This is a genomic window from Acinetobacter sp. YH12112, from assembly GCF_013418945.1.
Taxonomy (GTDB): Bacteria; Pseudomonadota; Gammaproteobacteria; order Pseudomonadales; family Moraxellaceae; genus Acinetobacter; species Acinetobacter indicus.
Window position 1 is genome coordinate 103,525 of record NZ_VPBA01000002.1, and the last position, 14,449, is coordinate 117,973.

Sequence of the window (14,449 nt, forward strand, 5' to 3'; positions counted from 1 at the left end):
GCTTCAACAGAACAAAATAAAACTTAGAACTTATAGTTAAAGGTCAGGCTGGCACTGCGCTCCTGACCAAGCGTCATACGCGAACCGCCGTTGTTCAAGGTGCTGATGTATTCTTCATCTGCCAGGTTATAGACATTCAGGTTCAGTGAGGCATTTTCATTGAACTGATAACCGGCCATGGCATCAAATACCACATAGCTTGGAATGCTTGGCATATTGGCTGGAGCAGTGCTGTCGGTGACGACACGTTTTTGCTCATCGACATAACGTGCACCCAGACCCAGTTTAAAGCCGGCAATGTCATAGGTGGTCCATAATGAGGCGGTCCATTCCGGTGACCAGCGCACGCTATCGGTACGGGTCATGACATTGTCACGGAAACTTTGCTGATCTTCCTGTTTGGTTTTCATATGCGCCACACCGGCAGAAATATTCCAGGCATCGGTAATCTGGCCGACTGCACTCAGCTCAACCCCATCGACGATGGTTTTGCCTTCCTGGATGGATTCCTGTGTAATCGCATCTTGGGTAAACTGGTTTTCATTTTCCGTGCGATAGACTGCGGCATTCAGGGCTAGACGGCCATCAAGCAGATCCCATTTGGTACCCAGTTCATAATGATGGGTTTCTTGTGGTTCTGCCGCTGCGCTGTTAATGCCCGACTCAGACATTACAAAGTTGGCGCTGCCCGGTGGGGTTAAGGATTTGCCATAAGAGGCATAAACGCTGCTGTAAGCAGTTGGTTTGTACAGACCGCCAAGTTTCCAGCTCAGCAGGGTGTCATGCGCGCTGATATCTGAAGCTACAAGGGCATTTGTGCCGCGAGGTAAAGATAAGCCTTGATAGTCGGTTTCGTAATAATCTACCCGTACTCCACCGTTTAACTGGAAGCGTTCGCCAAATTTTAAGGTATCAAACAGATAAGCCGCAGCCGTCTGGGTTTCACCATCGCTATAAGCACCGTTATAGATCAGGTCGGCCATTGGATCATTGGGGTTTGGGTTATACAGGCTGGCTTCAGTGGTGGATACTGCAGGCTCATCCGGCATTTGGGTGGCCAGATTGCGGGTGTATTGCTGCTCTTTTAAAAATTCCAGGCCAGCTATCACATCATGTTCAATAGCACCGGTTTTCAGGTTCAGGTTTAAAGTGGTCTGGTTGGCCAGAATTTTATTTTCCTGATCGACGCCCTGACGTGAACGGCTGATGGTCCAGTCGGCTGGATTGGTCGAATCATGTGCAGAAATGGTGTTGATCCCGGTCAGGACTCGGTTCATCTGGGTTTGACCCAAACGGGTGATATTGGTCAGTTTCAGATTATCTGCCAGATCACTTTCAATTTTGGCAGTGAACATGTCGGCATCGACATCTTCGTAGTCATCTACATGGCCATAATAGTTTTCACGATTAACCTTACCAGCTTGGGCAATATCCGGATTGGCATTCCAGAAGCCTTCCATGCCAATGGTTGGAATACCACCATCAGGGATATTACGCTGACGGACGTGTTGTGAATATAAATACAGGCGGGTCGGGGTGTTCAGGCCAAAGGCAACAGATGGGGCAATGGCATAGCTGTTGTTTTCGAGCACATCACGGCCTTGCACGCCGCCTTCTTGTCCCATGACATTGAGACGAAAAGCGGTATTGTCATTGATGGCCTGGTTGATATCGGCCGAGAGGCGGGCATTTTCTGCGGTATTGTAGCTGGCAGAGACTTCGCTACTGTTTTGCAGATGCGGCAGTTTGCTGATCAGGTTGATATAACCGGATGCTGAACCACGACCGGCTTCGGCACCGGCCGGGCCTTTCACGACTTCAACCTGTTCCAGGTTAAATACATCGCGGCTGACTGCGCCCAAATCACGGATACCATCGACATAGGTAGAGGTTTGGGTAGAGAAACCACGCATCTGGAAGGTATCACCAGCGCTGGTATTGCCGTTTTCACCCATTTGTAAGGTAATGCCCGGAGTATTGCGTAGCGCTTCGACCAGTGATGTCGCGCCTTGTTCTTTTAATAAGGTTTGATTAATAACAGAAACTGTTTGTGGGGTATCGACCAGTGGCTGGGTCTGTTTCGCGGAGCTGAGCTGATTGGTTTTATATTTATTTTCAGCCTGAGATTTCACCGTGATTTCAGGAAGCTGGGTGACTTCTTCGGTCGCTGGGGTTGCATGTGCCATGAGCGGCAGGGTGGCTGCAAGGGCAACGAATGATGCAGTGCGTTGATGTTTACGGCTCTTAATCTGTGCCATGGTGGTGTATTTCCTGATATGAATGACAAAATTCCCTTACCACAATGATTTGAGTGCGCAGTTCAAATGCAGAGTAATGATGGACTTATTGTATGTTGTATACGCTCAATAAGTAATGCGAATTTTAGTGATAATAATTCTCAGTAACAATATGGAGATTGGTTAAAACAAGCTAAACAATCAAGAAAATATTTATGGATTGCTCGCATTTAATGAAATAAATCAATAAGAATATTTGAATAATCGTATTTTTGATTTAATTTGATCGGTTTTTAGAATTAAAAAACCCTGCCGGGGCAGGGTTTTGGGGAAGAGTAGTTTTTAGAACTTAAAGGTAGTGCTTAACTGAACACGACGACCTTCTTGGGTGTTGAGATAGCGGTTATAATAAGCATCTTCTAAGGTCACGTATTGATAATCAACAAAATCAACATCAAAGATATTATATAAGGCTACACCAATATCAATATTGTCATTTACTGAGTAATTAGTACCTAAGTGCCATTGAGTATACCCCTTATAATCACCAAGGGTATTTTTTACGTTTCCTTCTTTACGCACTTGGCTACTACGATATTCTCCACGTAACCAAAGTGAGGCATTGCTTGCAGGCTGATAATTTACAAGTACGTTTGCTACATGTTTAGCGTTGTCTGTGTCGTCAATAGTTTTTCCAGAAGAATCAGTTAACTCACCTTCGGTCCAGGTGTAGTTACCTGAAACTTTCCACTGATCATTAACCTGATAGCTTGCAGCCACTTCTACACCATGACTTTCAGCTTCTTCAGCATTATAAGGACGTGCTAGAGTTAAATTGCGATTGGCTGCTGTAGTCCAGTCAATACCCCATTCATTGAATTGAGCATCACATGCAGCTTGATTACCTGTACAATCGAATCCGATTGGACGGCCATTGTAACTTACGCCTGGAACATAAGTACCATTGCTAATTAATTTATCAACATCACTTTGACGAATATGAACTAAGGCATAGTCTGCACCTGTAGTGGTGATCTTATCCTTTGTTTTATTCTGGAATAAAGTTACGTTCGCGTTAAAGCCCTGTAGGTTGTCAAAATAAATGCCAAGCTCCATATTTTCACTAGTTTCAGGCTGTAGGTTAATATTTCCTAAAACAGGCGAGCGACCTTGGCTAGCTACATTTGATAAACCTTGAGTTAATTGTTCTAAACGTGGAACTTTATAGCCTTCAGCGTAACCACCTTTAGCAGTCCACTGGTCATTCATATTCCATACTAAATAAGCACGTGGTGTAAAGAAATCACCAAATGAGCTATGGTCATCAAAACGTCCTCCTAAAGTTAAATTAAGATTAGGTAAAATTGACCATGTATCTTCAATAAAAAGACCATATTGCTCAAAACTTAGCTCAGGGTTCTGACGACGAATACCATCTTTTTGGCTTGCATCCCACCATTGCCCACCAACAGTAATATTATGGTTGGCAAAGTATTGGGTTGTAAATTTAGTATCGAAATACGTATCTTCGCTTTTTAGCTCACGGTTGATAAAGTTTTGTTTTTCTGCAGTGCTGAGCATTCCAGCTGGTAAATAACGCCCCACAGTTTCTGTTTCAACATGAGAAATGCTGCTCTCTAAGCGACCAAAATCGGTTTGCCATTCATGTGAAATATAGCCTTTGTTACGTTCATATTCTTGACTTGGGCCATAACCTTGGGTGGCATCTGGAGTGAGTACCTCTCCATTATCATTTAGATAGGTTCCTAATTGACCACGGCTGTTATCAAACCACTGTTGTGTATTCTCAAAGTCAAGAGCAAATGTATGATCTGGGTGAGGAGTAAAAGTTAATCGTCCACCAAATGTTTCAATATCCGATTTAGTTGGGCTGTTACCTTGTGCTAACTGTTTAGTACCGTCTGTACCAGGTACTGTAATATAAGATTGTTGTCTTTCTGCTTTACGTCCGCGCAATTGTAAGCCTAATAGGTCTTGAACTAAAGGACCTGATGTAAAGATTTCAGCTGCATATTGATTACCAAATTCTGAGCTATTAGGTAACAGGGTTCCATTAAGGCTGAACGAACCTGTCCATGTGTCTGCAACCTTTTTAGTAATAATATTAATTACACCGCCCATTGCATCTGAACCATATAGGGTAGACATTGGGCCACGGATCACTTCAATCCGCTCAATTGCAGAAATTGGGGGAATAAAATTATTGTTAGACTCTGTAAAACCATTGGGTGTAATACTGCCAACACTATTTTGACGTTTACCATCAATAAGAATAAGGGTGTATTCCGAAGGCATACCGCGCATACGGATATTTAATGTTCCTGTTTTCCCTGCTGCAGGACTAATATCTACACCTTCTACACCTTTTAATGCATCTGCTAATGAGGTAATGCGTTTCGTTTTAAAATCTTCTTCGGTAAGAACTGTAATAGAAGCCGGTGCGTCTTTAATTTTTTGTTCATAACCTGCCGCAGAAACCACAATCGTGGATAATTGATGTGTCGGGTCAGCTGTAGTTTCAGTGGTTGTATTTGCAAATGCGGAACTAGCAGAAATTCCAAGAATCGCGAGCGAAAGCGGGCGAAGATTAAAGGTGCGCATAACCGAATTCCAGTATTGGGATATAAGAAGAATAGTTAAAAATATGAGTTAAAAACCATTGAATATTAATGATAGTACTTATCATTTGCAACAAATATTAGACAATAGATAAAAATAGCGAAGGGAATATGAAGAATTTAAGCCGAAAAATTGTTCTGATCGCTTGTTATTTTGTATATCTTTAAATGTTGTCATATAATATGGCACTTTTTTAAAAACTGTTATTACTAAATATCGAGGAAGCCATGCAAGTAACTTCTGAAGCGGTTTCGGGCGTTGCCCGTCGTTTAAATGTATCTGTACCGACGAGCCGTATTAACGAGCAGTTCGAAGCTCGCTTAAAACGCACAGCTAAAACTGCGAAGATTAACGGCTTCCGTCCAGGTAAAGTGCCTGTAAACGTTGTACGTCGTGAATATGGCGCGGGTATCTATCAAGAAGTTGTAAACGACATCATTCGTGACACCGTATTTGAAGCAATCCAACAAGAAAAAATCAATGCTGTTGGTATGCCAAACATTGAAAAAACTGAAATGAAAGACGACGCTTTAGTATATGAAGCGACTGTTGAAGTTTATCCAGAAGTTGAAGTGAAATTCGAAGGTCTGGAAGTTGAGCGTAAAGCATCTGAAGTTAGCGACAAAGATGTAGATCAAATGATCGAAAACCTGCAAAAGCAGCGCGCAACTTGGGCTGAAACCAAAGGCATGGCGAAAAAAGACATGCAAGTCACTTTTGATTTCGAAGGCACAGTAGATGGCGAGAAATTTGAAGGTGGTTCTGCTGAAGACTTCAAACTGGTATTAGGTTCTGGCCGTATGATCCCGGGCTTTGAAGACGGCATCGTGGGCATGAAAAAAGGCGAAGAGAAAGTTATTGATGTAACTTTCCCGGAAGACTACCAAGCTGAACAGCTGGCAGGTAAAGCAGCTCAGTTCAAAATCAATGTAAAACTGGTTGAAAAACAAAAACTTCCAGAAGTTGATGCTGAATTCTTAAAAATCTTTGGTTTAACTGAAGAAGAAGGTGTTGAAAAGTTAAAAGCTGACGTTCGTAAAAACATGGAACGTGAAGTGAAAAACGGTCTTCGTAACCAGGTGAAAGGTGCAACGTTTGATGCACTGGTTGCTGCGAACGAAATCGAAGTTCCTGAATCTATGGTTAAGCAAGAAATTGACCGTCAACGTCAACAAATGATCCAACAGTTCACTCAGCAGTTTGGTGCGCAAGGTGCGAAAGCATTTGACTCAAGCATGCTTCCAGACGAACTGTTCAAAGAACAAGCTGAAAAATCTGTAAAACTTGGCGTATTGGTGAGCAAAGTTTTAGCAGACGCGAAACTTGAAGTGGATGCTGCACGTGTTGATGCTTACATCGAAGATATGGCATCTTCTTATGAAGATCCAAATGAAGTAATTGAATACTTCAAAAATGACAAACAGCAACGTGCTCAAATTGAAGCAGTTGTGTTAGAAGACCAAGTGGTTGATCACATTCTTGCAGCTGCAAAAGTGACTGACAAACAAGTCAGCTACGAAGACTTATTGAAAGAGCAACAAGCTCGTCAACAAGGCTAATTTCAGCTGAAGTAAAAAAGGCGCCTAAGGCGCCTTTTTTATATAATATAAAAACTTGGATGGTTTTAAAGTTTACAAAGCTTATGCAAAAAATATCCATGAATTGTGGGTGAATATTTTGCAATTTAGATGATTATCCCTCATATTGTGATCATGGGTGAACTCACAAGAATTTAGGAATAAATAAACGTATGTATGTTCCATCAATTGATAACGCATTGGTTCCAGTAGTCGTTGAGCAATCATCTCGTGGTGAGCGTTCTTTTGATATTTATTCACGTCTTTTGCGTGAACGGGTGATTTTTTTAACGGGTGAGGTTGAAGACAACATGGCCAACTTGATTGTGGCGCAAATGTTGTTTTTAGAGGCAGAGAACCCAGATAAGGATATTCATTTATACATTAACTCGCCAGGCGGTTCAGTCACTGCCGGTATGGCGATTTATGACACCATGCAGTTTATCAAGCCAGATGTGGTGACTTACTGTATGGGGCAGGCAGCGTCAATGGGTGCATTCCTGCTGAATGCCGGTGCCAAAGGCAAACGTTACTGCCTGGAAAATGCCCGGGTCATGATTCACCAGCCTTTAGGCGGTTTCCGTGGTCAGGCCTCTGATATTGAAATTCATGCGCGTGAAATCCTGTTCATTAAAGAGCGCTTGAACCGTTTGATGGCAGAGCACAGTGGCCAGGACTATGAAAAAGTGGCCAAAGATACCGACCGTGATAACTTTATGACTGCACAGCAGGCCAAAGAATACGGTTTAGTGGACGAAGTGTTATCTAAGCGTCCATAAGTTTTAAAGATTTAAATTGGAGAGAATATGTCCGAACATCCTCAAGGACAAAAACATTGTTCATTTTGCGGTAAAACGCAGTCTGAAGTCGGGAAGCTGATTGCAGGCGAGGACGCATATATCTGTAATGAATGTGTGGACGTATGCCTGGATCTGGTTCAGACCAGTCAACAAGTTGAGTCGAGTGACTGGGCCGCCCGTCCGTTGCCAAAACCGCATGAAATTCGCGCTGCACTGGATCAATACGTGATTGGTCAGGACCTGGCGAAAAAGACCTTATCAGTGGCAGTTTATAACCACTATAAGCGTCTGAAAGTGACGCATAACGGTCAGAAAACCAATGATGCAGTCGAAATTGCCAAAAGTAATATCCTGCTGGTGGGTCCAACCGGTTCGGGTAAAACCTTATTGGCACAGACTTTAGCGCGTTTGCTGGATGTTCCGTTTGCCATGGCCGATGCCACCACCTTAACCGAAGCCGGTTATGTGGGTGAAGATGTTGAAAACATCGTGCAGAAGCTGCTGCAAAAAGCCGATTATGATGTCGAAAAGGCGCAAAAAGGCATTATCTATATCGATGAAATCGACAAGATTACCCGTAAGTCTGAAAACCCGTCGATTACCCGTGATGTATCGGGCGAGGGTGTGCAGCAGGCCTTGCTGAAAATGATTGAAGGCACAGTGGCCTCTATTCCACCGCAGGGTGGCCGTAAGCATCCGCAGCAGGAATTTATCCAGATTGATACTTCCAACATCCTGTTTATCTGTGGTGGTGCATTCTCGGGTCTAGAGAAAATTGTGCAGCAACGTCAGGAAAAAGGTGGTATTGGCTTTACCGCTGAAGTACGTAACAAGGATGAAAGCAAAAAGCTGTCTGAACTGTTCCGTCAGGTTGAAGCAACAGATTTGGTGAAATTCGGTTTAATTCCGGAATTTATTGGCCGTTTGCCAGTCATTGCAACACTGGATGAGCTGGATGAAGACGCATTAATGCAGATTCTGACCGAGCCGAAGAATGCCTTGACGCGTCAATACGAATATCTGTTCGAGATGGAAAATGTCGACCTGATCTTTGATGACGCTGCATTACGTGCGGTGGCGAAAAAAGCCTTGGAACGTAATACAGGTGCGCGTGGTCTGCGTTCAATTCTGGAAAATGCCTTGCTTGAAATCATGTATGACTTGCCAAGTCGTAGTGATGTAGGCACGGTTATTATCACGGAGGCAGTGATTAATGGTCAGGCCAAGCCAGAATTAAAACCGGAACGTCAAAGTAAAGAAGCTGCGGTAGAACAGCCGAAAGCCGATTTAAAAGTCGTGAATTCAAAAACGGCTTAAGACGCTATTCGTCAGAAACGTGCGGAAATCAACGGTTTTCGCACGTTTTTTATTTGAAAAAACAAGACAGAGTGCTAATCTCTGCATCAGGGCCTGGATGCCAAACCCAATAAAAATATTGAAAAAGTGTTAAGTGTAAAAATAAAAACGAAGGAATGAGGGATGTTCATGCGTGCTATATCAATCGTATTTCTGGCTGTCGCATTGGCTGGCTGTCATGGGAAGTCGTCAACCGAGGCGCAACTGCCGCCCACCTCTACGTTAAAAGCTATTGATCAGAACGAAAAGCCGAGTTTGCTGGAACAGTACCGCTTTGGCATGTTTACCATTGGCGGTTGGGTCAATCAGAAATTGGGTCAGCGCTTTCAAGCCATTCAGCCGCAGCATGATCAGGCCGCTGTGGTGTATTTATATCGTCCGGATTCACGCTGGAACCGTCAGGAAATTGTAGCCTCCAGCCTATTTATCAATAGCGAACGCATCCCAAGCCTGCTGCATAATCATTATTACTGGATTGAATTGCCTGCCGGGGATTATCGTTTATCTACCAGTCGTCCTTTAGGTGTGCAGCATTTCCAAAAGCCGAAGTATCTGGATTTTTCCGTTGAAGCAGGCAAGTCCTATTTTATTAAATATGATGAAGAAAATAGCAGTACCCGCCGCACGATTTCTGGTCCCTTAATCATGATGCCGGAAACGGTAGGCCTCAATGAAATTGCTTTTACTCAATTGAAATCGCACAGTTATAATTTTGTGGCTGAAGACCAGAGCACCGGTAAAATTCGCTCTAAGGCACAAAAAATCAAACATGCCGATTATGACCCGGCCAGCGATGTGCAGTTGACCAAGCCATTTAAATTGTGGGACCCACGCACCTGGTAAAAATGCTTGATATTGAGAAATAAAAAAGCACCCAGATTTGGGTGCTTTTTTAATCGCTTCAACAGCATTCATTAGCCAGCAGCGGCATCAACCACTGGAATCTTGCCAATTTTAGCTTGCCAGATTTTTGGCGCAGTCGCGTGTACAGAAGTACCGTTTACGTCAACTGCGACAGATACCGGCATGTCTTTTACTACAAACTTGTAGATCGCTTCCATACCCAAGTCTTCAAAAGCAACCACTTCAGCTTCACGGATTGCTTTAGATACCAGGTACGCAGCACCGCCCACAGCCATTAGGTAAGTTGCTTTGTTGTCTTTAATCGCTTCAATGGCTGCAGGACCACGGTCTGCTTTACCAATCATGCCATAAAGGCCAGTCGCTTCTAGTACTTGACGTGTGAATTTGTCCATACGAGTCGCTGTTGTCGGACCTGCAGGGCCAACCACTTCATCACCGACTGGATCAACAGGGCCTACGTAATAGATGAACTTGCCTTTCAAATCAACCGGTAATTCTTCACCGTTGTTGAGCATGTCAACCATACGTTTGTGTGCAGCATCACGGCCGGTATAGATGGTACCGTTTAGCAGCAGTGTATCGCCTGGTTGCCAAGAGTTCATTTCTTCTTGGGTGATGTTGTCGAGGTCAACACGTTTAGACGAAGATGAGTCCCAAGTAACTTCAGGATAATCTTCAAGACGTGGTGCCTGAATATGGGCAACGCCTGAACCATCTAAAGTGAAGTGTGCGTGACGTGTTGCAGCACAGTTCGGAATCATACCGACTGGTTTGCCCGCAGCGTGGCAAGGATAATCTTTAATCTTGATGTCAAGTACAGTGGTTAAACCGCCCAGACCTTGTGCACCAATACCCAGCGCGTTTACTTTTTCGAAGATTTCAATACGAAGTTCTTCAAGTTTATTTTGTGGACCACGACGAAGCAGTTCGTCCATGTTGATCTCTTCCATGAGTGCTTCTTTGGCCAGCATCATGGCTTTTTCGGCAGTACCACCGATCCCGATACCAAGCATACCTGGTGGACACCAGCCTGCACCCATGGTTGGAACAGTTTTCAGTACCCAATCTACGATAGAGTCAGATGGGTTGAGCATTGCCAGTTTAGATTTGTTTTCTGAACCGCCACCTTTGGCTGCAACAGTAATGTCGACTTTGTTACCTGGAACCAGTTTGTGGTAAATCACCGCAGGGGTGTTGTCTTTGGTGTTCTTACGACCAAATGCAGGGTCAGCAAGTACAGATGCACGCAGGACGTTCGAATTTTCTAAGTAACCTTGGCGTACACCTTCGTTAATTGCGTCGTCTAAGCTCATTGTTAAATCAAATTTAACATCCATGCCCACTTCAACGAATACGTTGACGATACCGGTATCTTGACAGATTGGGCGGTGACCCTCTGCACACATACGAGAGTTAATTAAGATTTGTGCAATCGCATCTTTTGCAGCTTTGTTTTCTTCACGGTCATACGCACGGCTCATCGCTTGGATGAAATCTTGTGGGTGATAGTAAGAAATGAACTGAAGCGCATCTTTAACCGATGTGATCAAGTCATCTTGCTTGATAATAGTTGTCATATCAAAATTCTCTTGAGCGGGCTGATAGCTAGCGGGCTAAATTATAAGACAAAATGACGGCATTGTGGGCGTTTTAGAAGCGGATTGGCCGAAAGTTTATAGTGGTGCTTTTACGCGGGATTTTGGGTGATTTTTACTGTATTTGGCAGGAGGTTTTGTCATATTTGAGCTGAAATTAATGTCATATTACAGCTTAAGTTTAGATAAAATTTTATTAAGTTGTTGAATTTTAATTATTTAATAAAATTTAAATATTTCAGCTTTGTCATATAACTGTCATAAAACTTTCGCATAATTGTCACATCCAAAAACGAGACCTTAAAGATGACAACAGGTATTTTGATGGTTGCGGGCTTTTGTGTATATATCGCTGCAACTTGGATGTATGGCCAAAAAGAAGATCAAGCTTAAGCTTTATCTTCTTTTTTCATTTTAGGCTGATAAAAATAATATTTTTCTCAATTCTCAATTCTCAATTCTCAATTCTCAATTCTCAATTCTCAATTCTCAATTCTCAATTCTCAATTCTCAAAATTTGTTTATAGCTTTGCTTTATCCTCCTTTAAAGAAGGCAAGTTCTAAAGCTCGATATGCTGAAATCTGATACCCCACTTTGTCTTGCATTAAACGATAAAAACTTTCAAAAACCGCCTCATTTTTTAATTCGTCCAGAAGCGTTAGATATTCCAGATAAGTTTCAGGACGTTTAAATGCGAAGTTATGGGGTTCGTTGCCGCTTAAGAATCTAAATACACGGCTATCCCAAATCGCATAGTGTTCAGGATGAATAAAGTGCAACAATTTAGATACACCGACAAGAGAGTTATTGAATGCACTTTTGAGTGTTTGAAGTTCTGGTACTGTTAATTGATGACCTTGTTTTGCTTTGTTAAATATTTTGATCAGATCATCTGCTGCAGTTAAATCAATTTTTTTCAAAATAGTCGGCATCTACGAATAGGTAAAGCTGATGCCGATAACAATGTCATCCAAGGTGAGTACATCTGTCTTTTTGGAATAATTTAAAAAATGGGAATACGCAATGAGATAATTTTCTTGCTCTTTGTCAAATTGATTGGCGATTTCAAAGATCTGTTTAAAAACTTCGTTGTTATTTTTTAATGTTAAAGGCATGTGATTACCACCTAACCTATACAGAAAATGAGATGTATTTGATACGTCTGGTCTAAATTAAAAAACCACCCTATCTTTCGACAGGGTGGGTGAAGCGGAGCTTGTTAAAAACAGTTGTTTAAGCAGACTGCTGTTCAGCCTGAATTGCAGTTAGAGCAATGGTAAACACAATATCATCGACCAATGCACCGCGTGACAGGTCATTTACCGGCTTGTTCAAACCTTGCAACATTGGGCCAACACTCACCACATTGGCAGAACGTTGTACTGCTTTATAAGTGGTATTACCTGTGTTCAGGTCAGGGAAAATAAATACATTGGCACGACCAGCCACCTGAGAGTTTGGCGCTTTAGAACGACCAACGCTTTCAACCGATGCAGCATCGTATTGCAGCGGGCCATCAATCAGCAGGTCTGGACGGCGCTGTCTGGCAATTTCAGTCGCTTGCGCTACTTTTTCTACATCGGCACCGGCACCTGAAGTTCCGGTTGAGTAAGAGATCATGGCAATACGCGGGTCAATACCAAAGGCTTTGGCCGAGTCAGCAGATTGAATGGCAATTTCAGCCAGTTGTTCTGCATCGGGGTCCGGGTTAATCGCACAGTCACCATACACATAAACTTCATCTGGCAGCAGCATAAAGAACACTGAAGATACCAGTGAATATTCAGGTGCGGTTTTAATTAGCTGGAAGGCCGGACGTACGGTATTGGCCGTGGTATGTACTGCACCAGAAACTAAGCCATCAACCTGATCCAGCGCCAGCATCATGGTACCTAAAACCACCGTATCCTGAAGCTGTTCGCGTGCCTGTAATTCGTTAAGTTTGCCTTTACGCAGCTCAACCATTTTCTCGACATAGTTTTCGCGAATCAGGTCTGGATCAATAATTTCTAAGTCATGCGGCAATTCAATACCACGGGCTTTGGCCACTTCAACCACGGCTTCTGGTTTGGCCAGCAAGATGCAGTGTGCAATACCACGCGATTGGCAGATGGCCGCAGCCTGAACTGTACGTGGCTCATCACCCTCAGGTAAAACAATGCGTTTTTTCGCCGCAATTGATTTTTGTACCAGCTCATGACGGAAGGCAGAAGGTGATAAACGTGGGCTATGCGCACCGCTAATCAGCGAGTTTAACCATTCCGGATCAATATGGCTGGACACAAAACGGGTCACCTGTTCGGCGCGTTCAATATCATCGACTGGAATTTCATTACCGAAAGTCGAGAGTTGTTGCGCAGTTTCAAAGGTGGTTAAAGGGGTATGTAGTACAGGCAAACCTTGCTTGATGGCAGTTTGACAGAAATTTAAGGCCTGCTCATTCGGTTGATGCTGCTCGGTTAAGACTAAGCCCGCTAAAGGAATACCGTTGCTGTTGGCCAGGCTGCTGGCTAGAAGCACATCGGTACGGTCAGCTGCAGTAATAATCAGTTCGCCGGCCACAAATTTGTGCAGTTCATGCTCGATATTCGAAGTAATCAGGCTGCTATGTAACACACGACGTGTATTGGCTTCGCCTTCATGAATCCACTGGGCAGAAATATGCGCTGCCAGATCAGACAGGCGCGGCACGCTCAGAGTGTTACTAAATGGTACCAAACCAATCACTGGCAGTTTTTCTGTGCCAATGTAGCTATAGGTTTGCTGAATACTGGCCACAAACTTGCTGGTGTCTGACAGTAAGCGCAAGTTTGGATCAATCGTCACAGGAATTTGCGCAGAATCTTCTGGCAAACCTTTGGTACGCATAAACAGTACACCGCGTAAACGGTTCGATTCTGCACCACCAAAGTTACGAATCTGATGCTCAATCCGTTCAGCAGAGCGAAGCGGATTGTTGATGTCAGCACCGCTGACAATCACTACCTGTGCATCTAAGGCTTGAGCCAGCAGGGCATTCAGGTCATCTGCGAAGCTGTCACGGAAATTCGGTAACAGGCCTTCGACAATAATCAGGTCATGCTGTTTGGCCACTTCACGGTGTAAACGAACCGCTTCTTCTAGTAATTCATCTTGCTGGTCATGGCTTAGTTGATGCACCACCTGTGCATAAGGAATGGGTTGAACCGTTTTGGTTTTAGAGACATGCTCAAACAGCGCTGTCGTCCGTTCGTTTTCAGGCTGTAATTCTTGAGAGAAAGGTTTGACAAAACCGGGTTTAATGCCCTGGCACTCCAAAGCATACACCAGACCTAAACATGCAGATGTTAGACCAACACCTTCTCCAGTCGGGACAAGTAGAATTGTTTTCATAAGGTAT

At 43.5% G+C, this 14,449-nt stretch carries 10 protein-coding genes; 4 read left to right on the top strand and 6 right to left on the bottom strand.

The window, feature by feature from the left end:
- Positions 1 to 23: 23 nt before the first annotated feature.
- Entirely contained in the window at positions 24 to 2,258 is a 2,235-nt protein-coding gene (locus tag FTU50_RS01280; RefSeq protein ID WP_180046679.1) for a catecholate siderophore receptor Fiu, read from the bottom strand.
- A 321-nt stretch (positions 2,259 to 2,579) separates the two neighbouring features.
- A complete protein-coding gene (locus FTU50_RS01285; protein WP_180069287.1) occupies positions 2,580 to 4,859 on the bottom strand; it encodes a TonB-dependent receptor domain-containing protein in 2,280 nt (759 codons plus the stop codon).
- Positions 4,860 to 5,104: 245 nt separating this feature from the next.
- Between FTU50_RS01285 and tig the strand changes: the two genes are divergently transcribed.
- The 4 genes from tig (at position 5,105) to FTU50_RS01305 (ending at position 9,453) form a co-directional block, all read left to right on the top strand.
- Positions 5,105 to 6,436, top strand: a complete 1,332-nt coding sequence (gene tig, locus FTU50_RS01290; RefSeq protein WP_075167430.1) for a trigger factor — start codon at positions 5,105 to 5,107, stop codon at positions 6,434 to 6,436.
- A 191-nt stretch (positions 6,437 to 6,627) separates the two neighbouring features.
- Positions 6,628 to 7,233 carry an ATP-dependent Clp endopeptidase proteolytic subunit ClpP gene (clpP, locus tag FTU50_RS01295; protein WP_005180162.1) on the top strand — a complete coding sequence of 202 codons (606 nt, stop codon included), beginning with the start codon at positions 6,628 to 6,630 and terminating at the stop codon, positions 7,231 to 7,233.
- A gap of 27 nt (positions 7,234 to 7,260) precedes the next feature.
- Complete coding sequence (gene clpX / locus FTU50_RS01300) at positions 7,261 to 8,571, top strand: ATP-dependent protease ATP-binding subunit ClpX (RefSeq protein ID WP_075174636.1); 1,311 nt, start codon at positions 7,261 to 7,263, stop codon at positions 8,569 to 8,571.
- A 168-nt stretch (positions 8,572 to 8,739) separates the two neighbouring features.
- Positions 8,740 to 9,453, top strand: coding sequence for a DUF2846 domain-containing protein (locus FTU50_RS01305; protein WP_160240957.1), 714 nt, complete (start codon positions 8,740 to 8,742; stop codon positions 9,451 to 9,453).
- Positions 9,454 to 9,524: 71 nt separating this feature from the next.
- Here the strand turns inward: FTU50_RS01305 and FTU50_RS01310 are convergent, their stop codons facing one another.
- From FTU50_RS01310 to pta, 4 genes are all read right to left on the bottom strand, one after another.
- Positions 9,525 to 11,051 carry a fumarate hydratase gene (locus FTU50_RS01310; protein WP_005180157.1) on the bottom strand — a complete coding sequence of 509 codons (1,527 nt, stop codon included), beginning with the start codon at positions 11,049 to 11,051 and terminating at the stop codon, positions 9,525 to 9,527.
- Positions 11,052 to 11,603: 552 nt separating this feature from the next.
- Complete coding sequence (locus FTU50_RS01315) at positions 11,604 to 11,990, bottom strand: hypothetical protein (protein WP_257222767.1); 387 nt, start codon at positions 11,988 to 11,990, stop codon at positions 11,604 to 11,606.
- A gap of 12 nt (positions 11,991 to 12,002) precedes the next feature.
- Entirely contained in the window at positions 12,003 to 12,185 is a 183-nt protein-coding gene (locus FTU50_RS15470) for a hypothetical protein (RefSeq protein ID WP_228721957.1), read from the bottom strand.
- A gap of 118 nt (positions 12,186 to 12,303) precedes the next feature.
- A complete protein-coding gene (pta, locus tag FTU50_RS01320) occupies positions 12,304 to 14,442 on the bottom strand; it encodes a phosphate acetyltransferase (protein WP_160242801.1) in 2,139 nt (712 codons plus the stop codon).
- Between the last annotated feature and the right edge of the window lie 7 nt (positions 14,443 to 14,449).

Bases quoted from the DNA above. Each gene is read 5' to 3' on its own strand.
- FTU50_RS01280 (WP_180046679.1), bottom strand. From the start codon at position 2,258: ATGGCACAGATTAAGAGCCGTAAACATCAACGCACTGCATCATTCGTT.
- FTU50_RS01285 (WP_180069287.1), bottom strand. From the start codon at position 4,859: ATGCGCACCTTTAATCTTCGCCCGCTTTCGCTCGCGATTCTTGGAATT.
- tig (WP_075167430.1), top strand. From the start codon at position 5,105: ATGCAAGTAACTTCTGAAGCGGTTTCGGGCGTTGCCCGTCGTTTAAAT.
- clpP (WP_005180162.1), top strand. From the start codon at position 6,628: ATGTATGTTCCATCAATTGATAACGCATTGGTTCCAGTAGTCGTTGAG.
- clpX (WP_075174636.1), top strand. From the start codon at position 7,261: ATGTCCGAACATCCTCAAGGACAAAAACATTGTTCATTTTGCGGTAAA.
- FTU50_RS01305 (WP_160240957.1), top strand. From the start codon at position 8,740: ATGCGTGCTATATCAATCGTATTTCTGGCTGTCGCATTGGCTGGCTGT.
- FTU50_RS01310 (WP_005180157.1), bottom strand. From the start codon at position 11,051: ATGACAACTATTATCAAGCAAGATGACTTGATCACATCGGTTAAAGAT.
- FTU50_RS15470 (WP_228721957.1), bottom strand. From the start codon at position 12,185: ATGCCTTTAACATTAAAAAATAACAACGAAGTTTTTAAACAGATCTTT.
- pta (WP_160242801.1), bottom strand. From the start codon at position 14,442: ATGAAAACAATTCTACTTGTCCCGACTGGAGAAGGTGTTGGTCTAACA.